The sequence below is a fragment of the Nodosilinea sp. FACHB-141 genome, from assembly GCF_014696135.1.
GTDB lineage: Bacteria > Cyanobacteriota > Cyanobacteriia > Phormidesmidales > Phormidesmidaceae > Nodosilinea.
Genome location: NZ_JACJPP010000022.1, coordinates 170,204 through 195,774, shown reverse-complemented (window position 1 = coordinate 195,774; position 25,571 = coordinate 170,204). Strand labels below are relative to the sequence as shown.

27 protein-coding genes and 1 tRNA gene are annotated in these 25,571 nt (G+C 57.9%); 12 read left to right on the top strand and 16 right to left on the bottom strand.

Annotation, left to right across the window (positions count from 1 at the left end):
- Nucleotides 1-101: 101 nt before the first annotated feature.
- Nucleotides 102-992, bottom strand: coding sequence for a nucleoside monophosphate kinase (locus tag H6F59_RS23290; RefSeq protein ID WP_190706398.1), 891 nt, complete (start codon nt 990-992; stop codon nt 102-104).
- A gap of 174 nt (nt 993-1,166) precedes the next feature.
- Between H6F59_RS23290 and H6F59_RS23285 the strand changes: the two genes are divergently transcribed.
- Nucleotides 1,167-1,991 (top strand): hypothetical protein, encoded by an 825-nt coding sequence (locus H6F59_RS23285; RefSeq protein WP_190706394.1) that lies wholly within the window; start codon nt 1,167-1,169, stop codon nt 1,989-1,991.
- A gap of 105 nt (nt 1,992-2,096) precedes the next feature.
- Here the strand turns inward: H6F59_RS23285 and H6F59_RS23280 are convergent, their stop codons facing one another.
- The 4 genes from H6F59_RS23280 to psbX all read right to left on the bottom strand — a co-directional run bounded on the left by H6F59_RS23280 (nt 2,097) and on the right by psbX (nt 4,071).
- A complete protein-coding gene (locus H6F59_RS23280; protein ID WP_190706391.1) occupies nt 2,097-2,399 on the bottom strand; it encodes a hypothetical protein in 303 nt (100 codons plus the stop codon).
- A gap of 244 nt (nt 2,400-2,643) precedes the next feature.
- Entirely contained in the window at nt 2,644-2,943 is a 300-nt protein-coding gene (locus H6F59_RS23275; RefSeq protein ID WP_190706687.1) for a hypothetical protein, read from the bottom strand.
- A gap of 70 nt (nt 2,944-3,013) precedes the next feature.
- Entirely contained in the window at nt 3,014-3,799 is a 786-nt protein-coding gene (locus H6F59_RS23270) for a Ycf66 family protein (RefSeq protein WP_190706388.1), read from the bottom strand.
- Nucleotides 3,800-3,951: 152 nt separating this feature from the next.
- A complete protein-coding gene (psbX, locus tag H6F59_RS23265) occupies nt 3,952-4,071 on the bottom strand; it encodes a photosystem II reaction center X protein (protein WP_190706385.1) in 120 nt (39 codons plus the stop codon).
- A 214-nt stretch (nt 4,072-4,285) separates the two neighbouring features.
- Between psbX and H6F59_RS23260 the strand changes: the two genes are divergently transcribed.
- The gene (locus H6F59_RS23260) at nt 4,286-4,570 is read left to right on the top strand and encodes a YggT family protein (RefSeq protein ID WP_313887298.1); all 285 of its coding nucleotides are present in this window, start codon (nt 4,286-4,288) and stop codon (nt 4,568-4,570) included.
- Nucleotides 4,571-4,625: 55 nt separating this feature from the next.
- Here H6F59_RS23260 and accC read toward each other — a convergent pair whose 3' ends face one another.
- Nucleotides 4,626-5,975, bottom strand: a complete 1,350-nt coding sequence (gene accC, locus H6F59_RS23255; RefSeq protein ID WP_190519875.1) for an acetyl-CoA carboxylase biotin carboxylase subunit — start codon at nt 5,973-5,975, stop codon at nt 4,626-4,628.
- Nucleotides 5,976-6,235: 260 nt separating this feature from the next.
- Here accC and H6F59_RS23250 point away from each other — a divergent pair.
- Nucleotides 6,236-6,317 (top strand) — tRNA-Leu (locus tag H6F59_RS23250).
- Between the two features lie 86 nt (nt 6,318-6,403).
- Here the strand turns inward: H6F59_RS23250 and H6F59_RS23245 are convergent.
- Nucleotides 6,404-7,141, bottom strand: a complete 738-nt coding sequence (locus tag H6F59_RS23245) for a DUF554 domain-containing protein (protein ID WP_190706382.1) — start codon at nt 7,139-7,141, stop codon at nt 6,404-6,406.
- 97 nt (nt 7,142-7,238) lie between these two features.
- On the opposite strand from H6F59_RS23245, the gene H6F59_RS23240 reads away from it, so the two are divergent.
- Nucleotides 7,239-8,204 (top strand): DUF362 domain-containing protein, encoded by a 966-nt coding sequence (locus H6F59_RS23240; protein ID WP_190706379.1) that lies wholly within the window; start codon nt 7,239-7,241, stop codon nt 8,202-8,204.
- Between the two features lie 74 nt (nt 8,205-8,278).
- Here H6F59_RS23240 and H6F59_RS23235 read toward each other — a convergent pair whose 3' ends face one another.
- Nucleotides 8,279-9,616, bottom strand: coding sequence for a S41 family peptidase (locus H6F59_RS23235; protein WP_190706375.1), 1,338 nt, complete (start codon nt 9,614-9,616; stop codon nt 8,279-8,281).
- Between the two features lie 292 nt (nt 9,617-9,908).
- Nucleotides 9,909-10,886: a hydroxymethylbilane synthase gene (gene hemC, locus H6F59_RS23230; RefSeq protein WP_190706371.1), complete on the bottom strand. Its 978-nt coding sequence runs from the start codon at nt 10,884-10,886 to the stop codon at nt 9,909-9,911.
- Between the two features lie 358 nt (nt 10,887-11,244).
- Between hemC and H6F59_RS23225 the strand changes: the two genes are divergently transcribed.
- From H6F59_RS23225 to H6F59_RS23210, 4 genes are read left to right on the top strand one after another with little or no spacing between them, the layout of a single operon-like run.
- Nucleotides 11,245-12,441, top strand: a complete 1,197-nt coding sequence (locus tag H6F59_RS23225) for a hypothetical protein (protein ID WP_190706368.1) — start codon at nt 11,245-11,247, stop codon at nt 12,439-12,441.
- Nucleotides 12,441-12,749: a TIGR03792 family protein gene (locus H6F59_RS23220; protein WP_190706365.1), complete on the top strand. Its 309-nt coding sequence runs from the start codon at nt 12,441-12,443 to the stop codon at nt 12,747-12,749. Before H6F59_RS23225 ends, H6F59_RS23220 begins: the two co-directional genes overlap by 1 nt.
- A gap of 21 nt (nt 12,750-12,770) precedes the next feature.
- On the top strand, nt 12,771-13,430 hold the full coding sequence (locus tag H6F59_RS23215; protein WP_190706362.1) for a serine/threonine protein kinase: 660 nt from the start codon (nt 12,771-12,773) through the stop codon (nt 13,428-13,430).
- A 43-nt stretch (nt 13,431-13,473) separates the two neighbouring features.
- Complete coding sequence (locus H6F59_RS23210; protein ID WP_190706357.1) at nt 13,474-13,827, top strand: hypothetical protein; 354 nt, start codon at nt 13,474-13,476, stop codon at nt 13,825-13,827.
- Here H6F59_RS23210 and H6F59_RS23205 read toward each other — a convergent pair.
- The 3 genes from H6F59_RS23205 to H6F59_RS23195 form a co-directional block, all read right to left on the bottom strand.
- Nucleotides 13,824-14,780 carry an alpha-E domain-containing protein gene (locus H6F59_RS23205; protein ID WP_190706354.1) on the bottom strand — a complete coding sequence of 319 codons (957 nt, stop codon included), beginning with the start codon at nt 14,778-14,780 and terminating at the stop codon, nt 13,824-13,826. The two genes, H6F59_RS23210 and H6F59_RS23205, sit on opposite strands and share 4 nt — an antisense overlap.
- 99 nt (nt 14,781-14,879) lie before the next feature.
- Nucleotides 14,880-16,361, bottom strand: coding sequence for a circularly permuted type 2 ATP-grasp protein (locus H6F59_RS23200; RefSeq protein ID WP_190706350.1), 1,482 nt, complete (start codon nt 16,359-16,361; stop codon nt 14,880-14,882).
- 375 nt (nt 16,362-16,736) lie between these two features.
- Nucleotides 16,737-17,924 (bottom strand): transaldolase, encoded by a 1,188-nt coding sequence (locus H6F59_RS23195; RefSeq protein WP_190706345.1) that lies wholly within the window; start codon nt 17,922-17,924, stop codon nt 16,737-16,739.
- 325 nt (nt 17,925-18,249) lie between these two features.
- Between H6F59_RS23195 and H6F59_RS23190 the strand changes: the two genes are divergently transcribed.
- Entirely contained in the window at nt 18,250-19,650 is a 1,401-nt protein-coding gene (locus H6F59_RS23190) for an IctB family putative bicarbonate transporter (RefSeq protein WP_190706341.1), read from the top strand.
- Between the two features lie 91 nt (nt 19,651-19,741).
- Here H6F59_RS23190 and H6F59_RS23185 read toward each other — a convergent pair whose 3' ends face one another.
- Nucleotides 19,742-20,068: a hypothetical protein gene (locus H6F59_RS23185; RefSeq protein ID WP_190519901.1), complete on the bottom strand. Its 327-nt coding sequence runs from the start codon at nt 20,066-20,068 to the stop codon at nt 19,742-19,744.
- A 334-nt stretch (nt 20,069-20,402) separates the two neighbouring features.
- Nucleotides 20,403-20,981, bottom strand: coding sequence for an SRPBCC family protein (locus H6F59_RS23180; RefSeq protein WP_190519903.1), 579 nt, complete (start codon nt 20,979-20,981; stop codon nt 20,403-20,405).
- A gap of 96 nt (nt 20,982-21,077) precedes the next feature.
- Here H6F59_RS23180 and H6F59_RS23175 point away from each other — a divergent pair, with 96 nt between their 5' ends.
- On the top strand, nt 21,078-21,590 hold the full coding sequence (locus H6F59_RS23175) for a HugZ family protein (protein ID WP_190706338.1): 513 nt from the start codon (nt 21,078-21,080) through the stop codon (nt 21,588-21,590).
- Nucleotides 21,591-21,593: 3 nt separating this feature from the next.
- Here the strand turns inward: H6F59_RS23175 and H6F59_RS23170 are convergent, their stop codons facing one another.
- Nucleotides 21,594-22,472 (bottom strand): DMT family transporter, encoded by an 879-nt coding sequence (locus H6F59_RS23170; RefSeq protein WP_190706334.1) that lies wholly within the window; start codon nt 22,470-22,472, stop codon nt 21,594-21,596.
- A gap of 163 nt (nt 22,473-22,635) precedes the next feature.
- Between H6F59_RS23170 and H6F59_RS23165 the strand changes: the two genes are divergently transcribed.
- Together H6F59_RS23165 and H6F59_RS23160 are read left to right on the top strand one after the other, a co-directional pair.
- Nucleotides 22,636-24,222 (top strand): hypothetical protein, encoded by a 1,587-nt coding sequence (locus H6F59_RS23165; RefSeq protein WP_190706331.1) that lies wholly within the window; start codon nt 22,636-22,638, stop codon nt 24,220-24,222.
- A gap of 99 nt (nt 24,223-24,321) precedes the next feature.
- Nucleotides 24,322-25,173: an alpha/beta fold hydrolase gene (locus H6F59_RS23160; RefSeq protein WP_190706328.1), complete on the top strand. Its 852-nt coding sequence runs from the start codon at nt 24,322-24,324 to the stop codon at nt 25,171-25,173.
- Nucleotides 25,174-25,265: 92 nt separating this feature from the next.
- On the opposite strand, the gene H6F59_RS23155 is transcribed toward H6F59_RS23160, so the two are convergent.
- Nucleotides 25,266-25,559, bottom strand: coding sequence for a DUF1816 domain-containing protein (locus H6F59_RS23155; protein WP_190706325.1), 294 nt, complete (start codon nt 25,557-25,559; stop codon nt 25,266-25,268).
- Between the last annotated feature and the right edge of the window lie 12 nt (nt 25,560-25,571).

Sequence of the window (25,571 nt, the reverse complement as noted above, 5' to 3'; positions counted from 1 at the left end):
AGAACCGTACTCATCGAGTAAGCCGGTTCAAAAGACCGAGTCTCTACTGCTGCCCAACCTTAGGCAACAAGCAGCGGAACCCGATTTCTCTACGTTGGGCTTCAGGCCAACAGGCGATTTACTGCTGCATTGTATTCCTGGTAAGACTTGATACCAGTTAGGGTCTCTGTCCGTTCGCCGTCTTTAAAGAACATCACCGCAGGAATTCCCTTTAGCTCAAATCGCTTCGTGATCTGACGGTTGGCATCAAAGTCGATCTTTCTCACCATGACAGAGTCGCCATAGACCTCGGCCAGCTTATCAATTGACGGCATCACCTGTTTACAAGAGCCACACCAAGATGCCATACAATCGACCACCAGCAGGGGTTCACTGGCCAGCAGCGCATCGAGTTCGGCTTCATCACGAATCAGTTTAGCTGCACCCGTGTCTTCTTGACCGAGTTGGGCCAAGGCGTTGGCGACCTCCGCAGACGATAGGCTGGCATTGATAGTGGCGAGCTGCGATCGCTGCTGATAGTGCTCAAGCAACGGCTCTAACGACTGCTGAAAACTCTCTAAACGGTCTCGAATAGCTGAGATTGGCGGCTTCTCGCTGCTTTCGTTTAAGAGTCGAATGATTAAAAACTCAGGCGGCGCCTTGAGATAGGCCACCGTCGCCGGTGGCTGGCCCACCGCAGCCCACCACTCATCAAACGCTTGAGCTTGCGCTAGCGTGCGCGGAAACCCTTCTAAAACCCAGCCTTTGAGCATAGTATCGGGCTGCTCAAACCGCTTGCGGATCAGCTTCATGGCCAGAGCATCGGGAATCAGCTCGCCCGCATCTACGTAGGGACGAGCCTCTACACCGATCGCAGTTTCAGCGGCGATCGCCCCGCGAACCAGTTCCCCCATAGCCACATGGGGAACTTGCCAGCGTTCAGCTAGCGCAGCCGCTTGCGCCTTTAGCCCTATGCCAGGAAGGCCCAGTAGGATAAATTGCTTAGTTTTCATAGAATGGCAATATCCTTCTTCCGCTGTTCATCCCTACATTCATCATCTAGGTCAAAGGGCTAAAACCTGAGTTTTTTAACCTCATTTAACGGCAGGCCAAGAATAACCATTGGGCTAATTTAGGCTTCGAGTAACAGTGATGAGTACACCCTTGATCTGATTCGCCCCGTCTCCATGCCGTCATCTCCACCTCGCATTTACTGCCTCCCCGCTACCGACGCTCCAGTGGTAGCGGTATTTCGACGTGGACCTAGTCAGTGGGCTCACGTCGGTCGCTGGGATTTGGCTCAGAACTGCTACGAGCCAGGGGGCTGGTTACGGGGCCGCATTTTTCCCCGGCGCTCAGACATTTCCCCCGATGGGCGCTGGCTGTGCTACTTTGCTCACAACCCCAAAGCTCGCTGGGAATATGGAGACGCCTATGTCGCCGTATCCAAGCTGCCCTGGCTGACGGCCCTCCATGCCTTTGCCACCTGCGGCACCTGGACTCGGGGTTACTACTTCACGACGGGTGGCAGCCGCGAAGACTCAAAAGCTACCACCCTCCCCATTCCCTATGATCTCACGTTCATTCCGGTTGAGCAGTTCGCTAACGAACGGCGGCGGGGCTGGCTAGAAGCCCGCGATTCACCACCTCGTAGTGTCGGTGGCCCCTGGGATGAAAACCGCAATGCTCGCTTGCAAAAACCACAGCCGGGAGGCCCCTACTTGCTGCGGCTAGAAAGCCTAGGCCGGGCCGGCGGCGAATTTGGGGTTGGCCAGGCGATAGACGGCCTGCGAGTAGTCTATGCCCTTGAATCGGAGCAAGACATCAAGATTCTAAATGATGTGCAATGGGCTGACTGGACTGCCCAAGGACAACTGCTGGTAGCTACTCGCAGTGGCAAACTGCAAGTTCGCGAGTTGCAGAAGCATTCCTTTAAGGTCGCTTTTGAGGCCGATCTATCTGCATTGCAGCCAGAGCCGATGGAGGCTCCTGATTGGGCTCAGCGATGGTAATAGAAAAACAAGGTGAGCCACAAACTGCCCAAACTAGGCGATAGATAGCCTACAACCAACAGTTTTCTCCTAAAAGTCTTCCCCTAACCGGCAAGCGTTGGGTTTCTAGTCGTCCCCGCCCTTCTTCTTGCCTTGCCCATTAGACGAATTCTCTTTTCTATCTTCATCAACGACTGGCAGGGTTGTAGCAGAGTTGACCTGAGGCGAATCGGGCAGTGGAGAGAGTTGGGTTGGAGAAACTGGAGCCGTTGTAGCCGAGCTAGGTGGAGATGCAGGTGGGGCTTGCAAAGAACGCTGCACCACGATTGGAATAGCAGTAGTACCAACTAAAGCGACGGTACCAACCAACCCTTTAAGCAGCAGTGACTTCAAGTTGTTCGTTTCGGGGGCAGAGTCAGAGTTACTCATAAATTTAGTAATCGTTCGTTTTAAAGACTCTTTAGGGCGATGTGTCTTGTCAGTAGAATACCCTGCATCGCTTGCTTGGTTGACTCTCTGTGGTCACTTTTGGTTCCGTCTGCTCAGTTCTATGAAGGCGCGATCGCCCAAGACTTTGCCAACGTAAATTTTTGAAGAATATACAGAAAAAACCTTAGCCCGTGGCCAAGTAGCTAGATCACACAACTCATGCGAAATGGGTCAACGGTAAGCTCTATTCAGACGCCTTACCGTCTCGTCGGCCTAGCTCGTATACGCCGCAGCCGATCGCAGAAAGCACCCCCAAACTGACGGCCCAACTGCCGCCCAGCGACAGCGTCAGACCGTAGTGCGCTAAACCACCCACTGCCAAAAAGGGCAGGACGCCCAGTAGCGATGCCGCGAGCGAGTCCGCGCCTAGCCAGCCCTCAAAAGTTGAAATTACTCGATCGGCTAAGGGCGAAAAGCCCCAGTACAGCGCGATCGCCCACAGAGCAGTGCCAGCAATAGTGGCGGTATCGAAATCAACGGGCAAGGACGACAAAGCAGTCACCGGAGCGAGGCCAGAGCATTAGCCGAAGTGAAGTTAAAGGCTTTCACCGCGTCTAGAGCGGGTCGCGATCGGGGCGGTAGTCGGGCCGAGGTGGCTGCGGGCCGGGATCAATGCGGTAGCGGTCATTGTACTCGCTGCGGTTTTTGGGCGGACGGCGACGACGCACGCGATCGTCGGTAGGGCGAGGATTATTGTCGTAATAGGGCTGACCGTCAGGACCATCCATAGGACGATCGCCCATGAAGCGGCCGTCTACGGGGCGATCGCTAGGCCGATCCATACGACCATCTACGGGGCGATCGCCAGGCCGATCCACGGGAATATCTTCGCGACGCATGGGGCGACCATCGCCGTAGACGTCGGGGGTGTAGGGAGGCCGTCCGGTCGGTTCACCGCGCCCCTCAAGCATAGGCCGAGGACGATTGTAGGGATCGGCAGGGCCGTAATCGCGGCGGTCTAGCTCAGCGCGCAGATTGGTGCGGTTGTCAGGAGCGTAAGCCGGGGGGCGAGTACCTCGGGGCGGACGGTAGCCACCGCCGCCGCCAAAATCACCGCCATCACCTTGAAAGCTCGCTTTGGCTAGCGGTGTTCTGGAATTGATGTTCTGAATCATCAGCGACACCACCATACCTACCAACAACATTTGCTGAAAGGAGGAGATGACGTCCATGCCTAGGTTGCCGAGCAGGAACACCCCTGACAGCAAAAACAGAATGGCATAGACCTTGTCCGAGTCGCGCTCATAGCCGGGTTTTAGCCGTTCTAAGAAGAACAGCGCCACGCCGCAAATCACCATAAAGATGCCCAGCAGCAGGGGGACGGGGGTACCAAAATTCACGGCAAATTCCTCTTAGGCGATCGCCTCTGCCAACCGAACACGTTAATTCTAGCCGACTTAGCGAAAAAATCGGGAACGCCGCAAGGGTTCCCGACCGCAAGACTGCTAGGTTGTGCCCCCTGACCTATGCCAGCGGGCACAGCTCTTCGAGACTACTGGCGCTGAATCTTATCGCGCTGGCTAACAAAAAATAGGAAAGCGCTAGCTGGTACAACAATAATCACGGTCCCAGCCAGAATGCTCAGCAAAAAGTTGGTTAAAGACGGTGTCATATGCCTTTGTCCTGAATAATGATTTAGACAAATTGTTACCAATCATTATTGATCAAGTTCTGCCCCCTGCCCATAGCGTGGGAGGGGCGATCGCAAGTATTTATCTCAACCGACTAAGATTAGCCCAGCCAAGGGCATCCCAGCGCCAAAAATAAGGCTGAGTAAAGCTTTAGAATTGTACATAACTGCAACGGCGATTTTTTGGAGGGTAACCGTGGCCGCTACACAAGTGCTAACTATTGGCGTAGGCCTGCTGCTAGGGCTGATGACCCTGCTGTTTATCTTTCGCATTGTGCTGACTTGGTATCCCCAGGCCGACCTATCTAAGCTGCCCTTTTCGCTAGTTGCTTGGCCAACGGAACCCTTGCTGGTGCCCATGCGCAAGCTCGTACCCCCAATTGGTGGCGTGGACATTGCTCCAGTTGTCTGGGTGGGCATCGTCACTCTGCTGCGAGAAATTCTAGTCGGCCAGCAGGGCCTATTGCGGATGCTGGGCTAGGCAAAGAGATGCTGTGTTGGCAACGTCCAGCTACCAACACAGCTTTTACGGCTGGCTACTTAATTGCCATCATCTCAGCGACAAAGTTGGTGTAGACATCGCCGCTGAGGAAGTTGGCATTCTCCAGCACTTTTTGATGAAAGCCGATGGTAGTGGGCAGGCCAGTGATGGCGCACTCTCGCAGGGCGCGGCGCATGCGGCGAATGGCGGTGGGGCGGTCTGGCCCCCAAACAATTAGCTTGCCCACCAGCGAATCGTAGTAGGGCGGAATTTCGTAGTCGGTATACACGTGGGAATCCATGCGCACGCCCATGCCGCCGGGGGCGAGGTAGCCGCTAATGCGACCGGGGTTGGGGCGAAAGTTGTGGTCGGGGTCTTCGGCATTAATGCGGCATTCGATCGCATGGCCGCGAATTTGAATCTCTGACTGGGTAAAGGGCAGCTTTTCGCCCTGGGCAATGGTGAGCTGGGCGGCAATCAAGTCGATGCCGGTGATCATCTCGGTGACGGGGTGCTCAACCTGAATGCGGGTATTCATTTCCATGAAATAGAAGTTGCCCTGGCTATCGACCAGGAACTCCACGGTGCCAGCCCCCACGTAGTTGATCGACTGGGCCGCCAGTACCGCCGCTGCCCCCATCTTTTCGCGCTGATCGGCCGTGAGGCGAGGGCTGGGAGCTTCTTCGAGCAGCTTTTGGTGCCGCCGCTGAATTGAGCAGTCGCGTTCACCTAGGTGCACTACGTTGCCATAGCTATCGGCCAGGATCTGAAACTCGATGTGCCGGGGGCGATCGATAAACTTTTCCATGTAGACGCCAGAGTTGCCAAAGGCAGCCTGAGCTTCACCTTGAGCGGCCATAAAGGCCTTGACCAGCTCGGACTCGTTGTTAACTAGGCGCATGCCACGCCCGCCGCCGCCAGCAGTGGCTTTAATCATCACCGGGTAACCAATTTCGCTGGCAACGGCGTAGGCTTCGGCTTCGTCGGTTAGCAGGCCGCCGCTGCCGGGCACCGTGGGCACACCCACCTTTTGCATGGTGTCTTTGGCGGTTGATTTGTCGCCCATTCGGCGAATGGAGTCGGGGGAGGGGCCAACAAAGACAATTTGGTGGTCGGCGCAGATTTCGGCAAAGCGGGCATTTTCGGCCAGAAACCCATAGCCAGGGTGAATGGCACTGGCGTTGCGGGTCAGGGCAGCAGCAATAATGTTGGGAATGTTGAGGTAGCTTTTTTGGCTGGGGGCCTCGCCAATGCACACTGCTTCATCGGCCAGCTGCACGTGGAGAGCGTGGCGATCGACAGTGGAGTGAACCGCAACGGTGGCTATGTCCATTTCTTCGCAGGTGCGGAGGATGCGCAGCGCGATTTCTCCCCGGTTGGCAATTAAAATCTTGGAAAAGCGCATGTACGTAGGGCAAATAGCAACAAACCATTGAGTTGTGGGGTAGCAGCCCAGCTAAGCAACCCCAGCCCACTGCCGCAACCGACCATCATCAGCATCATACGATGACGACGGTCGCTGATTCTATCACGGGGCTAGCGCAACAAATATTGCTGAAAATGTGCTCTTACAAGGGGGCCATTATGGTTTACTCTTATATATCTGAGCTGGTGCTAGGGCCAACATTCCCTCAGTTGCGCCCGACTAGCACCGTTCATACACCAGCGGATGTGGTGGAATCGGTAGACACGCACGCTTGAGGGGCGTGTGGCTTACGCTGTGCGAGTTCGAGTCTCGCCATCCGCATCAAATCCCTATGGATTGATTCAGCAATACCGGGCTGTAGCACTACAGCCCGGCATTGTTGTTGGAGCCGATTTATTGAACGACTGCTATAGACGCTGGGCTAGGGCGATCGCCACGGGACACAGCAGCAGCGCGGGCAAAAATGACGCCACTCTCACCTGGCCAATTTCGAGCAGATTTAGCCCAATGCCCAAAATCATCAGCCCGCCGGTACCAGTGAGCAACAAAACCTGAGGACTCGTAGTTGGGTCGGTGAGAATAGCCCCCAACAAGCTGGCCAGCACCGACAACGCCCCCTGCACCCCCAGCACACTGAGGGCCGAAAAGCCAACGCCAACGCCATAGGTGCCGGTCAGGGCGATCGCCGCCAGCCCATCCATCGTAGACTTCAGTGTGAGCAGAGCATTGTCGCCCGACAGGCCGTTGTTGAGGCTGCCGACAATGGCCATGGGGCCAATGCAAAATAACAGGCTAGCTGCCACAAACCCCTCGGTAAAGCGGCCGCCGCCTCGCACCCTGGCCTTGAGCCAGTCGCCCAACACCGTAAGGCGTTTCTCAATCTGCCACCATTCGCCCAGCATCCCCCCTGCCGCCATCACCAGCAGCGCCAAGATGATGCCGTCAATGGGGCCAGCGTCGATGTCAGACAGGTTACTGGCCATGGAGACCCCAATTACCAAGGTCATCAGCCCCACCGCCTGGGTGATAATCTGCTGCATCGGCTTAGGCAAGCGGCTGCGCAGCATGAGTCCCAGTGTTGTGCCCAGCAGAATGGTGGCGACGTTAATCCAGGTGCCGCTGGTTTTGGCCCACAGGCTGAGCATAGTAAATTCCTCACGGGGTGGTTGGGCAGATAGTAGGTGCGCGGCGCTTAGGTTCCGCGTTATTCTCCAATCAGACCATTTATTCCGGGAGAGTGCCATGGTGGTGCCAGTCAGTTTGATGCGCGCCCAGTCTTACCAAAGGGCCGAACTGGAGCGATCGCTCACTCAGCTACTCGCGCCTCTAGGAGGTATTGAAGCCTTTGTCAAGCCGGGCGATCGCGTGCTGCTAAAGCCCAACCTGCTAACCAGCGCCCGCCCCACTAAAGAATGCACTACCCGGCCTGAGCTGATTTACGCCGTGGCCCAGCAGGTCATCGCCGCTGGTGGTCAGCCCTTTTTGGGCGATAGCCCCGCCTTTGGCAGCGCCCGAGGGGTAGCCAAGGCCAACGGTTTGCTGCCCCTGGCTCAGGAACTCGGGCTACCGATCGTAGAACTGCACGGCGATCGCTACCCCACCGACAACCCCGAGTTTGACCACCTGCGCCTCTCCAAAGAAGTGATGGAGGCCGATGTGGTAATCAACCTGCCCAAGGTCAAGTCCCACGTGCAGCTCACCCTAACCCTAGGGGTCAAAAACTTGTTTGGCTGCGTACCCGGCAAGATGAAGGCCTGGTGGCACATGGAAGCGGGCAAAGATGTGCAGCGCTTTGGCACCATGCTGGTAGAAACGGCGCGGCTGATCAATCCTGAGCTGACCATTGTGGACGGCATCGTGGGCCATGAGGGCAACGGACCCAGCGGCGGGGAGCCGAGAGATTTAGGCGTACTGGGGGCCTCGGCCAACGTATTTGCCCTCGATCGCGCCATGGTTACCCTGCTGGGGGTTGATCCGCTGACGGTGCCCACGGTAGCTCAGTCGATGCGGCTGGGAGTTTGCCCCGATTGGGAGGAAATAGCCTTTCCGCTGCTCACCCCTGATGACCTGAAAGTAGCCGACTGGCAGTTGCCCGCCGAACTCATGCCCATCGACTTCGGCATGCCTCGAGTGGTGCAGTCCACCTTTAAACACCTCTACATTCGCTTCATCAAAGAGCCAGTGACCGCCTACGCCGGGCGTCTCTAAGCCGGACGGCTCTAAAACGAAAACGGGAGGGCGCATATCCTGCATCCTCCCGTTCTAAACAGTTAGCTTGGCCGTCACTCAGCCGGGTTAATGAGGCCCAGACGGCTGGCGCCAGTAGTCGGTCGCGTCTGGCTGGCGAGAATGGTTTGCTCTAGCACCTCGGCAGCGCGGAGGTACTGAGCATCGGCATCGGTGCCGAGCAGGGCGGGGTTGCTAAACAGCTCACGGCGCTGGCGATCGCTCAAGCCCACCTCTACATCGGGGGTGATGCCCCGGCTGCTGATGTCGGTGCCATCGGGGGTGTAGTAGTGGGCTACGGTCACGGTCAGGCCAGAGCCATCGGTGAGCCCGTGGAGCGACTGCACCAGGGCTTTGCCGTAGGTGGTGTTGCCCACCACCGTGGCCCGGTCGTTGTCGCGTAGAGCCCCGGTCAAAATTTCGCTAGAGCTGGCCGAACGGCTATCGACCAGCACGGTCAGCGGCAGGTCGGTGAGGGCAGTGCGGTTGGCCGAAATCGCTTCGTCATTGCCCAGGCGATCGAGGGTGCGGACAATTTGACCGTGCTGCAGCCACATGCGACTGATGTCAACGCTGGCCATCAGCAGTCCGCCAGGGTTACCGCGCAGGTCGAGCACAAACCCTTCGACCCCAGCCTCGGTCAGGTTGCCAATCGCGTCGGCCATCTGCGCAGGGGCGTTGGCGTTGAACTCAATTAGCCGAATGTAGCCAATGGGGCGACCGCCAACCGTTTTTTGGGAGTACTCAACGGTGGGCAGATCCATGCGGGCGCGGGTCATGATTACAGTGCGAGGAGCGCCGCCATCGCGAGAAACGGTGAGGGTTACCTGAGAGCCCTCGTTGCCCCGCAGCTGTTGCAGCACGCCCTCGGCGGTAAGCCGCTCAGTGCTTTGGCCGTCAACCAGCAGAATGCGATCGCCCGCAACAATCCCAGAGAGCTCGGCTGGCGAACCTGGGGCCACACTTGTCACCGCTACGGCTCCAGTCTGGCTGTTGCGCTCTAGCCGCACGCCAATTCCCGAGGCTTCGCCAGAGGTCTGCTCGGTGAGGTCAGCATATTCTGTCGGCGAGAGAAATCGGGTGTAGGGGTCATCGAGCTGCTGCAGGGCGGCCCGCAATGCCCCATAGGCTGCCTCTTTAGAGGTGTATTCCCGCCCGAGCAGATCTTGGCGCAGAGCTTGCCAATCAACTTGGTTAAAGCTGTCGTCTACATATTCACGATTGATAATTTGCCAGGCTTCATCAATAACAACCTTAGGGCTGTCTTCGAACTCAGTGAGCGGTGTAGCGGCCAAGGCTGCCTCAGCGGCCACACCGGCTATCAGAGGAACAAAGGCTAGGAGGGAAGGTTGCGCTAGAGACAGTAGTAGCCGGGGAAAGGAGGAAATTGACATCGTGTTAATACCAGCCTGGACACGGAGGGAAGACGAGTCGGGGCCACAAACATCCGGCCAATCTTGAGCTTATTGTGACCGATGGTTTATCTCTTTGGCCAGATGCAGAAGCTACTTTGTGGAGATTTTAGGCTTTTCTTTAGTTCTGCTGGGTAAATGGGGCCGCTTTTCAAATTGGCCCCCTGATTACCTTGAGCTGGCGCTTGCCCACTAAACATTGGTCTACCAACTCCCTAGCGAGTTGGTAGACCAGACTGGCAGACTTCAGCCATGAGAAGCGATCGCAGCTTACCTAAGCACGGCTGGTGGCGTTGATTTCATCCAAAATGGCCTGAGCCCCCTCGGTTCGCAGATGGTGGGCAAGCTGTTCACCGAGAGCTTCGGCCTCAGCCGCTGGTCCCTGCACGACGTTCTTAATCACCCGCTGGCCGTCAAGGCTAGCGACGAGCCCGGTGAGGGTCAGGGTGTCGCCTACCAGTTCGGTGTTAACGCCAATGGGTACCTGACAGCCCCCCTCCAGCTCGCGCAAAAAGGCGCGTTCAGCTAAACAGCGGGCGGTGGTGGGTTCGTGGGAGAGCACGCTCAGCAGCTTGAGAATTTCCTCGTCGCCGGTGCGGCACTCGATGCCCAGGGCACCCTGCCCCACGGCGTGGAGAGAGATCTCGGCGGGGAGAATTTCGTGGATGCGATCGCTCATATCCATGCGCTGAAGGCCCGCCGCCGCCAGAATAATGCCGTCGTAGCCGCCCTCGTCAAGCTTGCGCAGGCGAGTGTTGAGGTTGCCACGAATGTCCTTGAAGGTGAGGTGGGGATAGTGGTGGCGCAGCTGGGCCAACCGCCGCAGAGAGGAGGTGCCAATTACCGCGCCCTCGGGCAGGGTCGCCAGGGTCTTGTCCTTGTTTTTCTCGTGGACAACCAGGGCATCGGCCGGGTCTTCGCGGTGGGTGATGCAGCCCAGCATCAGCCCCTCGGGCAGACGAGTGGGCAAGTCTTTGAGGGAGTGCACGGCAAAGTCGCTGTCGCCCCGCAGCATGGTGTCTTCCAGCTCTTGGGTAAACAGGCCCTTGTCGCCAATTTTGGAGAGCGACACGTCGAGCACCTTGTCGCCCTGGGTCTCCATAGTGACGATTTCAAAGGCGAGATCGGGGAAGTGCCGCTGCAACTCATCCCGCACCCAGTGGGTTTGAATCAGCGCCAGCTGGCTCTTGCGAGACACGATGCGAACGGTGCGCCGGGAAGTCGAAACGGTGGGGGATGCGGTGGATTGCATAGTCTGAAACAAGCTTGCAGAGGGTTAGTAACGGCGCTACGACAACCGCCATTTACGTCAGGATCCTGGGAAGATCAGCCTAGGCAGTTGTGAGCCAAACAGCCATCCCGATCAACGGACGGGGCAACCGGTCTTCAGCCGTTTGGGCAGGGCTATGGGTAGGGCGGTTAAATCGCTACCGAATCTTCAGATTACAGGATGCGGCTCCCTCTAGGGTGAGCCTTCTAGAGATGTTACGGGGTTGTCACATTAGGGGGTTAGCGGCGTTTATGATGGGTGAGCAGCTTGGGAAAAACCGTTGCCTCGCCAGTTTTTTGCACCCCGTTTTTTACCGACCAATAGGCCGCTCACTCGCCTATTGGGCAGTCTTTCTGTGGCGATCGCCCTTACCCTCAGCACTACCCCCCTGGCGCTGGCCCAGGCGCTGCGCCCGGAAGTTCGATTCCCCTTTTTGGCTGACCCGCTGCAAGACACCCCCCTCGACCCGCTGCTACCGCCGAGGCCGACAGTGTCTCGCGCCCTCAGCCCGCTAGAGCTTTACGCTCTGGAGCAAGAACTTGACCAGCTGGCCCTAGAGGCGATCGCCCTAGACGAAGCGGGAGAATTAGAGGCAGCCCGCCTTGTCTGGCGGCGGGAAATTCGCCTGCGCCGCTTAGTGGGCATTGACGCCGAGCTCGCCGCCATCGGGCGGGTAGGACAGGTGCTGCGCGATCGCAACGCCACCCCCGATCTACAGCTTTACGCCCTGCGCCTCGACGAGATTCGCGCCGACCTCACGCTGCCAGACGACGCCGATCGCTTAGAGGGCATGGCCGCCACCTACGAAGTGCTAGGGGATATCGATGTTGCCGCCGAAATCCGCCGCGACCTAGCCGATGCCGCCCTGGTCGGAGGCAACGGCGCTGAGCATCGACGCCAGCTCGACGCCCTGGCAGTGCTGCGGGCTGACTGGTTTTACTTTCCGGAGGCGGCCCAGGTGTATGGCGAGTTGGTGGCGCTAGCCCAAACCGGCGGCAACCGCGACGACGAAATTCGCTATCTGGGGCTCCAGGCCGAGAATCTAGAGCAGGCCCAGGATTTTGCTGGGGCGATCGCCCTACAGCAGCGCCTGCTCACCCTTTACCAAAGCGACGAAAGCCTATGGCCGCAAATTGCCGCCCTTCAGCACCGGGTTGCCAACAACTACAGCACCCTGGGCGATCTTGACACCGCCTCCCGCCAGTACCAAATTGCCTACACCAATGCGATCGAGCAGCAGCAGCTCGAGGTGGCCGCGATCGCCATCAACGATTTGGCCGAAATCTACAAGACCCTGGGCCGCTGGGCCGATGTGGGCTACCTCTACGAACAGCTCCTGCTAGTAGAGCAGCAGGCCCACAGCGCCTACGGCATGATGGCGGCCTACAACCAGCTGGGCCAAGTGCACGAGCAGTTAGGGGCTACCCCGTCAGCCTTGGCCGCCTACCGTGAAGGGCTGGTGCTGGCGCGAGTGCTCGGTTCCCAACAAACTTACTTTGAAGAACAGATTGCCCGTCTCCTAGAGGAAGCATCTTAATGGTGATTGAATGGCTCACCTTTGCGGTCGACCCCGAAAACCGTGAAACCTTTGTTCGCCTCGACAACGATATCTGGACAGCCGCCCTGAGCCAGTATCCTGGCTTTGTCTCCAAAGAAGTGTGGATTTCACCCGATTTGCTCGACCAGGTGGTGTATGTTGTGCGCTGGCAAACTCGCGAGCAGTGGAAGGCCATTCCTCAAGCCGATTTAGATGCGATCGAACAGCAGTTTGACGCCGCCGTAAATTTCTCCTACCGCATGATCGATGCCCGCGAATACCAGGTGCGACGCTACCCTTCTCCCTAACCGGCAAACTTTTTCCACCCCATGCTGGACCCGATTCAGGCGCTAGTAAAACGCGTTCGCCAAGAGCTACTGCCAAACCTGCACCTAGAGAGTATCGACCCTTGCGATCCGGTCGTAGTGCATCGGCTGCCAGCGCCCTGGAGCTGCCTTGGAGCCGGCAACTATGCGGCCGTGTTTTTGCACCCCGACCATCCCGATCAGGTCGTCAAGGTCTATGCTCCCGGCCGACCGGGGATTGAGGCGGAGGTGGAGGTCTATCGCCGTTTGGGCGAGCATCCTGCCTTTTCGCAGTGCTACTTCAGTGAAACTCCCTTTTTAATTTTGAGGCGTCTGCCTGGGGTAAACCTATACGACTCACTGCACCGAGGCATTGACATTCCGCCCCAGGTAATTCGAGACATCGATGCTGCCTTGGCCTACGCCCGCCAGCGAGGACTGTTTCCCCACGATGTCCACGGGCGCAACGTGATGCAGCACGAGGGACGCGGGGTGGTAGTTGATGTGTCTGATTTCTTAAATTCAGCGCCCGATCGCGCCTGGCAGGACGTCAAACGGGCCTACTGGTGGATCTATCGTCCTCTTTTTCGCCCCTTGGGCCTGCGAATGCCCTACGTTATGTTGGACTGGGTGCGGATTGGCTATCGCCTGTTTCGCCGTCTGGTGGGCGTTGGCCTGCGCTAGCATACGGCCATAGTTGTTGACGGTATGCGCTGCCCCCGTTGCTATGCTTTCGTGCCCCCGCTGCCAAGCCCCCATCGAACTCACTACGATTCAGTGCCCCCGTTGCCAGCTGACCCTCAAGGCCCACGGGCACCCCGGAATGCCGCTGCATCGCACCGAGGGGGATGAGCCCCTCTGCGCCACCTGTCTCTATGACGCTGACGATACCTGCAACTTTCCCCAGCGCCCCCAGGCCACAACCTGCACCCTCTACCGCTCAGTTAAACCTGCTGAAGACCTGGCGCTGCCCACCCCTGCGCTCGGTCAGCGCCTGAATTTTTGGCTGCGCAGCCATCCGGGACTGATGGCCCTGGGGGGGCTACTGTTGCTGAGCCTGCTGCTGGTACTGGTGCGCTAGGGCAGTGAGGCTGGCTCTAGGGCAAAAAAGTCAGCAAATACTTGCCCGCCGACGGTGTTGAGCCGGGTTTGCAGATCGTCGAGAAATTCGTGTAGGCCCCGCTGGGTAATTTCGTCGATGGTGAGGTAGTCAAGCTCTGAGCGCAGGCGACCAAGGGCGCGATCGCTACCGGTTCGCCAGGTGCCCATCGAGGTGCCAGAGATCTGATGGAGCGACCGCTCCGCCTCAATCAGACAAAACTGAATTGAGCGGGGAAATTCCCGGTTGAGAATCAAAAACTCTGTCACTCCGCGCGGGGTAATGCGGTACTGGCACTTGCGATACATCTCGTAGGCGCTGGCCGACTTTAGCAGGGCAATCCACTGCAAATCGTCGAGGGGCGAGCCCACGTCAGTTACCGAGGGCAGCAAAATGAAGTACTTCACGTCGAGAATGCGGGCGGTTTTATCGGCTCGCTCCAGCAGTCGCCCCAGTTGGCCAAAGTGCCAGCCCTCGTTGTGGGCCATGGTGGCATCCATTACCCCAGCAAACAGATGGCTGGCCATCTTCACTTCCGGGAAAAAGTTGTGCAGATCCGACAGCAGCCCGACATTGGCAGCCTCATTCACCATGAGATAAAACGAGTTCACCTGCTCCCACATTTCTGAGGAAATGATCTCCCGCACCGATCGCGCATTCTCCCGCGCCGACCTGAGGCAGGAGATGATCGAATTGGGGTACTCGCGATCGAAGGTAAGAAATTTCAGAATATTCTCCGCCGAGGCCTCCCCATAGCGGGCCTTAAACAGCCCCTGATCGCCGGTAGTTCTGACCAGGGGTTCCCACTGTTGCTCCATGCCGGGAGGGGCATCCAGCAGTAGATTCAGGTTGACATCTACAAAGCGGGCCACGTTTTCGGCCCGCTCCACATAGCGGTTTAGCCAGTAGATCGAATCGGCGACGCGGCTCAGCATGGGGGTGAGGGAGTAGGGGGTAGGAGGGTTATTGGGTGGGGAGGAATGGCTAGGTGGATGGTTTTAGGAGTGACAAAACTCTTCTAAACAATCACTTGCTTACACTCCCCCTCCTTCAAGGTGAATGGGCAACTTGGCATTGGGATCAACCGATTTAACCACCCAGGTGTCTTTGCTGCCGCCGCCCTGGGATGAGTTCACTACCAAAGAGCCCCGCTTGAGGGCGACGCGGGTAAGACCACCGGGGTTCACGTAGATATCTTGGCCGTAGAGAATGTAGGGCCGAAGATCGACGTGGCAGCCCTCGAAGGTGTCTTCGATCAGGGTGGGCACCCGCGATAGGCAGAGGGTGGGCTGGGCGATGTAGCCGCGGGGGTTGGCGCGAATGCAATCGCCAAACTCAGCCCTTTGCTCCTCGGTAGAGTGGGGACCGACCAACATGCCGTAGCCGCCGGAGGCGTTGGTAGCCTTCACCACCAGCTGGTCCAAGTTATCGAGCACGTGGGCCTGCTGAGTGGCGTCTTCGCACAGGTAAGTGGGCACGTTGGGGATCAGCTGATCCTCGTCGAGATAGTAGCGAATCATCTGCGGCACGTAGGCATAGACCAGCTTGTCGTCGGCGACGCCGGTGCCGAGGGCGTTGGCCAGGGCCACCCGCCCAGACCGATACACCTCCATCAGCCCCGGCACCCCCAGCAGCGAGTCAGGCCGAAAAGCCAGGGGATCGATAAAGTCATCATCGATGCGGCGATACACCACATCGACTCGCTCTAGTCCCTTGGTGGTGCGCATTTTCAGGTAGCCGTCCGACACCACCAGGTCACGCCCTTCCACCAGTTCGACCCCCATCTGCTGGGCCAAAAACGAATGCTCAAAGTAGGCCGAGTTGTACATGCCGGGGGAAAGCACCGCCACCCGAGGGTTAATCAGCGTCTCAGGCACCAGGTTTAGCAGCGTTTCGAGCAGCTGGCTGGCGTAGTCATCCACCGCCGCGATATCCATCGCCGCAAACAGATGGGGAAAGGTGTTCTTCATCACCCGCCGGTTTTCGAGTACGTAGGAGATGCCCGAGGGGCAGCGCATGTTGTCTTCGAGCACATACCAGGTGCCCTCTTTGTCGCGCACCAAGTCGGTGCCGGTGATGTGGCACCAAATGTTGTTGGGTGGGTTGAGGCCCATGCAGGGCTCGAGAAATCCAGGGGCCGACTCCACCACATGGCGCGGAATCACGCCATCGTTCAAAATCTTCTGATCGTTGTAAACGTCGTGGATAAAGCAGTTGATCGCATAAATGCGCTGCTTGAGGCCCTTTTCGATCCATTCCCAGTCGTGCCTCGGCACAATGCGCGGAATCACATCGAAGGGAAAAATGCGCTCGGTGCCCTGATTATCGCTGTAGACATTAAAGGTGACGCCCAGCTTAAACAAGGCGTTTTGCACCGCTTTTTGCCGCTGCTGTAGCTCTACCAACGACATGGCATTGACCCGCCGCACCAACAACTCGGCTTCGGGGCGAGGCTGGCCCTGGCTTAAAAACAGTTCGTCAAAAAAGTCGCCGGGGTCATAGGCGTCAAATAGCACCAGGGGTCTCCTAAAAATCCAGGGTTAGGGGTCATCTCTATGGGGTGCCTGGGTCGCTAGCCAGCACAGCAATAGGAATGGGGCAGGGCTTTTCTCAGGGGTAGAGAAAAGCACAGTAGCTCTAACCAATACTGGGGTAAGGGCGCGACAAGCTGTAGCGCTCAATACGGTTTTGCGGAAACACCTTGGCAGAGCCACTAAACCCAGCTCAGCGATCGCGGGCTAGGTCAGGCAACTGTTTAAGATAATCGCCAGCCGAACCCGCATTTAGGCTCGGCTGGCGATCGCTAACTAGCTCAAAGTTTTCCCATGTCCATACCGAAGACGGGAAAAACTCAGGTTCTCAAAGGCCTGGATTATCTCAGCCCTAGGAAATCAGACTTGAGCAATCTCAAAAGCAGGCCCCAGCCCAGCCACAATCTCCGAGGAGGAAAGCTTGCCGTCGTGGTCGAGGTCAAGGGCATCGAAGGCAGCATCGGTGCCGAGCCATTCTTCCCGAGTAATAAAGCCGTCGCCGTCTAAGTCATAGGCCTTGAAGAGGTCAAACTGGTCATCCCGAGCGGTGGAGGTGGTGCCGTTGCTCTCGGTGAGCTGGGTCAGACGGGTAGCAAGTAAGCCCTCTAGGGCTTCGAGAGCCTTACTAAACCCTTTAATGCCTTCGTCGAGCTTTTCGGTGGCCATGCGATCGCTCTCATGCATCGACCGGAAAGTCGCTTCATCAATGGAGATTTGCTCAATATCTAGCGACGCGGCCTTATCGGGGTCAAGCTTGCGGGGCAGGTCGGCCTGGGTCTCGTCGAGCTTGGCTAGCAGCTGGGGTGAGATGGTCAGCAGATCACAGCCCGCCAGCTCGGTGATTTCGCCCACGTTGCGGAAGCTGGCCCCCATCACCTCAGTCTTGTAGCCAAACTTCTTGTAGTAGTTATAGATCTCGGTCACCGACAGCACGCCGGGGTCTTCGGCGGCCGGGTACTCTTCGCGACCGGTGTCTTTTTTGTACCAGTCAAGGATGCGACCCACAAAGGGAGAAATCAGGGTAGTGCCGGCCTCAGCACAGGCGATCGCCTGGTGAATGCCAAACAGCAGAGTGAGGTTGCAGTGAATACCCTCTTTCTCAAGGATCTCAGCAGCTTTAATGCCCTCCCAAGTAGAGGCGATCTTGATCAGCACCCGTTCCGGGGTAATGCCCAGCTTGTCGTACTGGGCGATAATATCGCGGGCAGTGGACACCGTGGCTTCAGTGTCGTAGGAGAGGCGCGCATCGACCTCGGTAGAAACCCGGCCAGGAATAATGCCCAAAATCTTGTGGCCAAAGGCGACCGCCAGACGATTAAAGGCCAAATTAGCTACGTCCTTATCCGATGCGCCCTCTCCGGCATCGGCCTTGGCTTTGAGCAGGGTGTCATCAACAATGGCCTGGTACTGGGGCATTTGCGCCGCCGCCGTAATCAATGAAGGGTTGGTGGTGGCGTCGCGGGGGGTAAATTTCTCAATGGCTTGAATGTCTCCGGTGTCGGCGACAACAACGGTCATTTGGCGAAGCTGCTCTAAGAGGCTGGCCATGGGTTTCTCCTCAAATTTGGGGGCAAAAGGGGACTTTCGGTGTTGCTCCCATTGTAAGCAGGGGATTCTGAGCCGGGCATTAACCCTTAGTAAAGCTACAGGGCAGTTACAAAACATTGCGTGCCCCTTAAACGATCCCCTATTCCTAACGGTTTCTTAAAGGTTCAGGGTTCAAGGTACAGGGTTCGAGGCGGCATTCTAAACCCTGTATCTTGAACTCTGTACCCAGTTTTCACTGCCAAGAGAAATTAATCGATTGCTTCAACTCGGTCAAAGCTTGGCATGATGGGAGGGATTTTATCGGCGATCGCCCCTCTATAAATCAATGCTGACTGACTTTTGGCAACAGCTCACCCTCTCTGGTTTTGCCCTAGAACAGTGGCGCGATGCCAGCCTCATCCATCGGCTGCTGGCTCCGCTGCGGCGGTGGCGGCAGGGCAGTTGGCTGCTGCGCTGGGGCGACTGGATTGGCCTAGCCATTGTGGTGGTGCTGTTTGCCCTGGCTCCCTACGTCTCGACCACGCTGATTGGGGTGCTGCTGCTGGCGGCGGCGGCCCTGTGGGCCTTGCTCACCCTCACCGATGAAGCCGGGGCAGGTCTGTCGCCCGTTCACCTCACGGTAGCGGTCTACTGGGGGGTGATGGTGCTGGCCACGGCTCTTTCGCCTGTGCGCGGGGCGGCTATCAGCGGGCTGATCAAGCTGACGCTGAATATCTTGCTGTTTTTGCTGATTGCGCGGGTAGCGCGACGGCCTCGGGCCAGGAGTCTGCTGATTTTGGCCTACATTCTGACCACCTTACCCGTGGCGATATACGGCCTGCGGCAATATTTCTTTGGGGCAACCGCCCTAGCCACTTGGGTAGACAGCAAGTCGGCGGTGGCTGATGTGACGCGGGTGTACAGCTTTTTGGGCAACCCTAATTTGCTGGCGGGCTACCTCATTCCGGGGGTGATGCTGAGCGCGGCGGCTGTGTTTGCCTGGCCCCGCTGGGCGCCAAAGGGTCTAGCCCTGCTGGCCACCCTGATCAACACTCTATGCCTGATTTTGACCCTGAGCCGCGGCGGCTGGATTGGCTTTTTGATCGCGGGCTTTGTGCTGATGACGCTGCTGGTGCAGTACTGGAGCGTCTGGTTTTCGCCATTTTGGAAGCGCTGGGCGCTGCCGCTGCTGCTGGGTGGAGCGGCGGCAGTAGTCATAGCAGGGGTGATTGCGGTCGATTCGCTGCGGGCGCGGGTATTGAGTATCTTTGTCGGCCGGGCCGACAGCAGCAACAATTTCCGCATGAATGTCTGGGCTGCCGTCATTGACATGATTCGCGCCCGCCCGTTTTTGGGCATTGGCCCCGGCAATGATGCCTTTAACGCGGTTTATCCCCTCTTTCAGCGGCCTCGCTACACTGCTCTGAGCGCCTACTCAGTCTTTTTAGAGGTGCTGGTAGAGGGGGGCATCATCGGGTTGACGGCGTTTCTGTGGCTGCTGCTGCTAATTTTTCACCAGGCCTGGGTACAACTCCAGCGACTGCGAGCCACGCAAGATCAGCAGGGCTACTGGCTGATGGGGGCGATCGCCTCGATCAGCGGCATCCTTGGCCAGGGCATAGCCGACACGGTAATGTATCGGCCTCAGATCAGTACGCTGTGGTGGATGGCGATCGCCTTGGTGGCCAGCTACTATCCGGCGCAGCAAGCGTGGAGCGGGCGATCGTTTAAGGTGCGCCAGGAGTAGCCAGTTGATTAGTACAGCTTACTTACCAGGACCCACGGACCTAGCGATCTATAACCAAAGATAGATTCGTCTTTTGAGTTGTCAAAGTACGTTAGTAGCTGTCTTCCATGCCTTCGGTGCCGTCCCAAGTGGGGTGGGGCAAAAGCTTGACTTTGCCTTTTTGAGGCAGCTCTTGGCCAACGGATAGAGTTCCCCCATTGAGCGCCAAGTGAGCTTTTAAGCGCCTTTTGGCCTCCGCCATGGAGCTTACTCGGAAATTGAGAATGTAGAGGTAGGGTGAGGGACTCTGATCTAAGTCAGTAGCGCTTTCCCAAATGCGCAGCCGAATGCCGTCGGCATCGGGCACGATCTTGTAGAACAGCAGATGATCGACGTCGGGGGCATAGCGGCTGAGGTTAGCGGAAAGCGGAGTTTGCATGTCCCAAAGACCAGAATCAAACGACCAGAAGAACGATTAGCCGGCAGCAGCACCTTCACCTTCTTTGAGAGTACCCATAGCCAGGGTCACAATCTAAGGGGTCTTTATGAATTCCTTACAGTCATTTCGTGGAATTCCCGGAACAATCGGCATCCGGATAAATATTACAACCTGTAAGAAATTGGCCTTGGTTTTGGCCAGGTTCTGATTAGACTACCCTAACGCTTATAGAGCAAAGCGTTGGGGATCATTGATTTAAGTATCGAACAAGTTGCGGTTGCCCGTCGACCTTTTTGCTCTGATCTGCGTAAAAATGCCTAAGATTTTATGTTTCCTAAAGATTAAGCGAAGTTGTTCTGCGCTCCATTTCGCCGCGCAGGGCCTTGATGGTGTCGACTAAGCCAGCCTCAAACAGGTTATAAAACATTGACTTGAAAGGGCCAACATCTGCTTCGGCCCGCACCTGTTGCGAAAGTAGCCGCACCGGCTCAGTGCCCGGGGCTAGGGTGGCGGTGTCGATGCGCCAGTGGCCGTACATATACTCCAAGTTACCTTTGAGCAGTCGGAAGCTAATTTGCTGACCGTCCAACTCCAGGTTTTCGGTCAGCACCGTCGATTCCATAGTGGTGAGCAGAATGCGACGGCGATCGAGCTGCTCGACGACGGTGCGATCGCCGTCTATCTCGACCACGCGGCTTTTCACCACCGTTGGCAAGAATTGGTAGAAGTTGTCATAGTCGGTCAGCACGTTCCAAGCCGTAGCGTGAGATGCCGGGGTGGCCGCCATAATTCCATACTGGCCTTTGCCACCCTTCACCAACACATCGCGTTTGGCTAATGTCGCCCAATCAGCCGGGGTTAGTTTGCCCAAATAGGCCTCAGCGGGCTGAACCTGACGAGATAAACGCGACATAATATCCAGAGTGCCAAAACTCAATTACTGTAGCGCTAAGCCGCCGCTGCGGCACAGCTCTGCTCTGTTGTTTCTATAGCTTAATGCCATTCGCTAATGCCTAGTTTTGCAGCGGTTTCAGCAGCCTACCAAGACTTGCCCAGCCGGGTGTATAGCCTGATGCTGAGCACCGTCAACAGCGACGGTCAGCCCCACGCCAGCTATGCGCCATACGTTATAGACGCAAACTACCAGATCTACATCTTTACCAGCGGGCTGTCGGCCCACACGGCGAACCTGCAAAGCAGTGGTTTAGCGAGCATTCTGCTGATTGAAGACGAGGCAGTTGCCCCTCAGGTGTTTGCTCGGCAGCGCATTGCCTACGACTGCGAAGCCAGCCTGCTGCCCCGAGGTACTGCCGATTGGGATACGGTGGCCGATCGCTTTGAGCAGCGCTTTGGCGACATTATCCCCATGCTGCGATCGCTCGACGACTTTCAAATCTTTTGTCTCAGCCCCCAGGCCGGACGATTTGTGATGGGGTTTGGCGCTGCCTACGCCGTTGACCCTCAAAACCTGAGTCAGCTGATTGGCCCACCTCAAACCGGCCCCGACAACGCCCTAGCCTAATTACTAGCCATTCACCAAAATGCCGATGCCCGCTAGGGCCACCACCGCCCCCACTACTGCCCGCAGGCTGACGCGATCGCCTAGAGCCGCCGCTAGGGGCAGCACAAACAGCGGACTGGTAGAGGTCAGCGCCTGGGCGACACCAGTAGCAGCATACTTCAGCGCCATCTGCTGAAGGTAAATGGCCAGGTAGGTACCAAATCCTGCCGCCAGGGCGACTCCGGCCAGTAATTTGGGCGAGCGCAGGGGCCTGAGTTGCCCCACCACTGGCCCCTGCCAGCGCAAAATTCCCACAATGATAATGAAGCCGCCCCCCAGCCGCAGCAGCGAGCTCCACATGGGGGCAACCTCGGTGTCGGCTAGCACGGCCCGCGACATCACGGCCCCGGTGGCCTGCCCCAGGGCTGCCAGCACCCCATACAGCACGCCCCGATAGTCGGCTCGGCCAGGGGCCGCCCCCGGCACTCGCTCAGCAATCACCCACACCACCCCGGCCAGGGTAAGCCCCATACCCAGCCAGGCCCGCCCGCTGAGGGTCTCCTGCAAAAACACCAGGGCCAGCAGGGCCGCCAGGGGCGGAGCCAGAGTTTCGAGCAGCAGCGCCCGCCGAGGACCGAGGTGGTTGATGGCAGCAAAGTACGCTGTATCACCCAAACCAATACCAATCACACCGCTGAGAGCCAAAATGCTTACCGCTTGGCGATCTAGGCCCGCCGCACTCTGGCCGATTAGCACCAGGGTTAGGGAGAGCAGCACCAGGGCGATCGCTCCCTTGGCCAGGTTCAGCACCAGCGGCGACAGTGCCTTGCCCAGCCGCCCAAAAACCACCGTGGCCACCGCCCATAAGAAGGCGGCCATCAGGGCCGCTAGTTCACCTCGCATAACTGGGAAAGCCCTGCTTTACAACGTTTGAATTTTGCGTAATGCCACCATAGCGGAATGAAACAGAATCTTTACACTTCTGCCTCAGGAATGTGCTGATCGAGGAGGCGATCGTCGTAGAGAGAACCAAGACAGACTGACCAATCCTAGGAAAATTTGAGTTATGCGTGTCTGGGCTCTAGCATCATGCAGCGGGCTACTGGCTTTGGCGGCCTGTAGCGCCGAACAATCCAGCTCTCCTAACCCGAGCGCGGCTCCCCCCGATGGGGACGCCGCCGAAATCAAGGCTCAACCAGGGCTCACAGCCACGGCTTCTAGCCCCATGGCCCGCCCCGAAGTGCGCCCTCGCCAGGTCATCCAAGGCAGCTATCGCCTCAACCCAGCGGGCACAGCCTCTAGCACAGCTAGGAGCAATGGCGAAACCATCCCCCAAGCGGCAGCCCTGCGCGATCGGCTACAGCGCCTGCGGGGCCAGCAGGGTGCTCGTCTATCGCCATCGACCTCGCTAGTGAACGCTCCCCAACCCGCAGCTTTGGCCCGGCCGAATCTCTCTCAGCCCAAGGCAGAAGTTGCGGAAAACCCAGCTTTTAATGTTACCCAGGGCAACACCTTCAGCACCCAGGGGATCGCCCCTCTGCCCACGCCCTCCCGGCCTACGCCCATTGCCCCCGAGGCAAACCCTTCCGCCGTCAATGCTCCCGGCTTTAGCAGCGCCGCCTTGAACCCAGCACAGTCGGCTAGCGTAGCCCGCAACTATCCCACTGCCCCGCTCACGCACCAGGGCTATAGCGCCCGCCCACAACAGCAGGCCCCCGTATTGACCGTAGCTCAGGCCGAAGCAGAAACCGCCTCTAGCACTACCGCTAGGCTCCATGGGGAAGCTCTGACGGCCCAACAAACGGATCCTGCTCCAAGGGCGACCACAATTCCTCAGGTTGCTGTCCGTCCAGAAACGCCCCCTGAGCCTAGTGGCCTTAGCCTTAGTACCGCTGCCAACAACAATCCAGCACCCATTGGCGCCCCAGCAGCATCCCCCGACCCAGCTACCAGGTCTGCGACCCATCAGTCTAGCGGCAACGTAGCCTTGACTCCTACTCCAGACTTGGTTAGCCAAGCAGGCACCGCAGACCACCAGAGCCAGGGGAGGACAGCGGCGGTAAACCCTGGCTCAGTCGGTCAGTCGCCCGTGCTGTGGGAGTCGGTCCGCTCAGGAGCGGCGACTGGCGAAGCGGTCCGTTCTAGCGCGCTGCCCGAGAGCCTGCCCCTCAACTCAGCATCTCCCCAAACTAACCTCGTTCGTCCTCAACTTGACCCAGCGGCAGCTGATATTGGCTCCGACCCAGTCATGCTGACGGAAGAAGCTGCGATCGCGCCCTCACCCACTGAATCGGCAGGCATTCTCCCCAACCTAAACGCTCAGCCTGAAGCCACCGCATTGCGGAACGACGCGGCGCCAGTTTTACATCACCAAAGCCAGATTACTCCCGAAACGGTTCACCTGATTCCGACAAGCGGCACTCCCTCTAAGGGGCTGCCAGTTGCCTACTGCATATCTCCCAGTGGTCAGCTCTTGCCCACTGCGCTTGAAGCTCAAAGCTCGTTAGCATCGCTGCCAAAATTCAGCCCCGCTAGTCCAAGCGATCCCAGCCTTGACCTGGACGCTCTGAGCAAAGACGATTCCACCGAACTCTGCATGGGCCTGCCCGCTGCCGCCCCGGAGCCGGCTACTACCTCCGTCACCCCAGACTAGAGTCGTTTTGCTGAACTCAGATCCGAGGTTGTCTAGCAACATCCTGCTCAGCCAAGCTATGGTGAATCGGCTGCGCTACAGCGGGGATCGCCACACATCATGAAACTTCATTGCACCATCCAGGGCAAAGGCTTTCCCATTCTTTGCCTGCATGGGCACCCAGGCTCGGCCAAAACCATGGGAGTGTTTACAGAACGGCTGAGCGATCGCTACCAAACCATAGCTCCCGATCTGCGAGGCTACGGCGCTAGCCAAACGCGATCGCCCTTCGACCTCGACGACAGCCTCACAGATCTAGTAGAGCTGCTCGATGCCCAGGGCATTGATCGCTGCCTGGTGCTGGGCTGGTCGCTGGGGGGCATTTTGGCAATGGAACTGGCCCTGCGCCACCCCCAACGGGTGGCGGGGCTGATTCTCATTGCCACCGCAGCCCGCCCCGTGGGGGCCCACCCGCCCACCACCTGGCTGGAGTTGGTCAACACTGGTCTGGGATCAATTTTGAATGTGATCGCTCCTGGTAATGGGCTGGTGCGCTACGGCCTGGGGCCGCGATCGCTCTACCGCTACCTGCTGCGGCAGCATACTCCCCAGGCCTATCACCGTTTGGCAAAAGAAGGCTTTTGGGCCTACCTCGGCACCTCGCCCCTGGCGACCCGCGCCCTCAACCGTGCTCTGGCTCGCCGCTACAACCGCCTGCCCGACCTAGGGGCGATCGCCGTGCCCTGCCTAGTACTCTGTGGAGCAGACGACTGCCACATTACTGCCCAGGCCAGCCTCGAAACTGCTGACCATCTACCTAGGGCAGAAAGCCACTGCTACCCCAACACAGCTCACCTGCTGCCCTGGGAAATTCCAGACCAGCTGCTGGCCGATATTGACATCTGGTTAAGATGGCACGGGGCAGAGCTGACGCTGAGAAACACCGACAGCCAACAAGATAAACCCGCTTAAACGCAGTAGCTGTTCAAGCTTAATCGCGGCAGGCTTAGCAGAATAATTACGAGTCCTGACCGAGGACGCTTTTTAAAGGAAAACTCTAATCCCTAAGGCTGGCCACTGAGGGCAGGAGTCGCAAATTCTCCCACTGGGGTATCCCACTCATCGGTGATGGTGAGCTGCTTGGGGGGGCTGCACAGCGAAACCACCAGCTGAATGTTTTGCGCCCCTTCCTGCTCCAAATCTTCAACGTAACCGCCCTTGGCGCTGTGGGCCTCAGACTCGCTATCAAAGGGGCCAAAGTAGTAGGTGCAGGCGGGCTGACTGGTCTTAATTTCGACCCACCAGGCTTTGCTCGAGCCTAAAATGCTACTTAAAAATCGACCTAAAAGGTTGTTCATAGCTCCTGCCTA

Bases quoted from the DNA above. Each gene is read 5' to 3' on its own strand.
- H6F59_RS23160 (WP_190706328.1), top strand. From the start codon at position 24,322: ATGAAACTTCATTGCACCATCCAGGGCAAAGGCTTTCCCATTCTTTGC.
- H6F59_RS23280 (WP_190706391.1), bottom strand. From the start codon at position 2,399: ATGAGTAACTCTGACTCTGCCCCCGAAACGAACAACTTGAAGTCACTG.
- H6F59_RS23285 (WP_190706394.1), top strand. From the start codon at position 1,167: ATGCCGTCATCTCCACCTCGCATTTACTGCCTCCCCGCTACCGACGCT.
- H6F59_RS23195 (WP_190706345.1), bottom strand. From the start codon at position 17,924: ATGGCCAGCCTCTTAGAGCAGCTTCGCCAAATGACCGTTGTTGTCGCC.
- H6F59_RS23185 (WP_190519901.1), bottom strand. From the start codon at position 20,068: ATGCAAACTCCGCTTTCCGCTAACCTCAGCCGCTATGCCCCCGACGTC.
- H6F59_RS23220 (WP_190706365.1), top strand. From the start codon at position 12,441: ATGGTGATTGAATGGCTCACCTTTGCGGTCGACCCCGAAAACCGTGAA.
- H6F59_RS23165 (WP_190706331.1), top strand. From the start codon at position 22,636: ATGCGTGTCTGGGCTCTAGCATCATGCAGCGGGCTACTGGCTTTGGCG.
- H6F59_RS23215 (WP_190706362.1), top strand. From the start codon at position 12,771: ATGCTGGACCCGATTCAGGCGCTAGTAAAACGCGTTCGCCAAGAGCTA.
- psbX (WP_190706385.1), bottom strand. From the start codon at position 4,071: ATGACACCGTCTTTAACCAACTTTTTGCTGAGCATTCTGGCTGGGACC.
- H6F59_RS23180 (WP_190519903.1), bottom strand. From the start codon at position 20,981: ATGTCGCGTTTATCTCGTCAGGTTCAGCCCGCTGAGGCCTATTTGGGC.
- accC (WP_190519875.1), bottom strand. From the start codon at position 5,975: ATGCGCTTTTCCAAGATTTTAATTGCCAACCGGGGAGAAATCGCGCTG.
- H6F59_RS23205 (WP_190706354.1), bottom strand. From the start codon at position 14,780: ATGCTGAGCCGCGTCGCCGATTCGATCTACTGGCTAAACCGCTATGTG.
- H6F59_RS23170 (WP_190706334.1), bottom strand. From the start codon at position 22,472: ATGCGAGGTGAACTAGCGGCCCTGATGGCCGCCTTCTTATGGGCGGTG.
- H6F59_RS23175 (WP_190706338.1), top strand. From the start codon at position 21,078: ATGCCTAGTTTTGCAGCGGTTTCAGCAGCCTACCAAGACTTGCCCAGC.
- H6F59_RS23240 (WP_190706379.1), top strand. From the start codon at position 7,239: ATGGTGGTGCCAGTCAGTTTGATGCGCGCCCAGTCTTACCAAAGGGCC.
- H6F59_RS23245 (WP_190706382.1), bottom strand. From the start codon at position 7,141: ATGCTCAGCCTGTGGGCCAAAACCAGCGGCACCTGGATTAACGTCGCC.
- H6F59_RS23190 (WP_190706341.1), top strand. From the start codon at position 18,250: ATGCTGACTGACTTTTGGCAACAGCTCACCCTCTCTGGTTTTGCCCTA.
- H6F59_RS23155 (WP_190706325.1), bottom strand. From the start codon at position 25,559: ATGAACAACCTTTTAGGTCGATTTTTAAGTAGCATTTTAGGCTCGAGC.
- H6F59_RS23290 (WP_190706398.1), bottom strand. From the start codon at position 992: ATGAAAACTAAGCAATTTATCCTACTGGGCCTTCCTGGCATAGGGCTA.
- hemC (WP_190706371.1), bottom strand. From the start codon at position 10,886: ATGCAATCCACCGCATCCCCCACCGTTTCGACTTCCCGGCGCACCGTT.
- H6F59_RS23210 (WP_190706357.1), top strand. From the start codon at position 13,474: ATGCTTTCGTGCCCCCGCTGCCAAGCCCCCATCGAACTCACTACGATT.
- H6F59_RS23235 (WP_190706375.1), bottom strand. From the start codon at position 9,616: ATGTCAATTTCCTCCTTTCCCCGGCTACTACTGTCTCTAGCGCAACCT.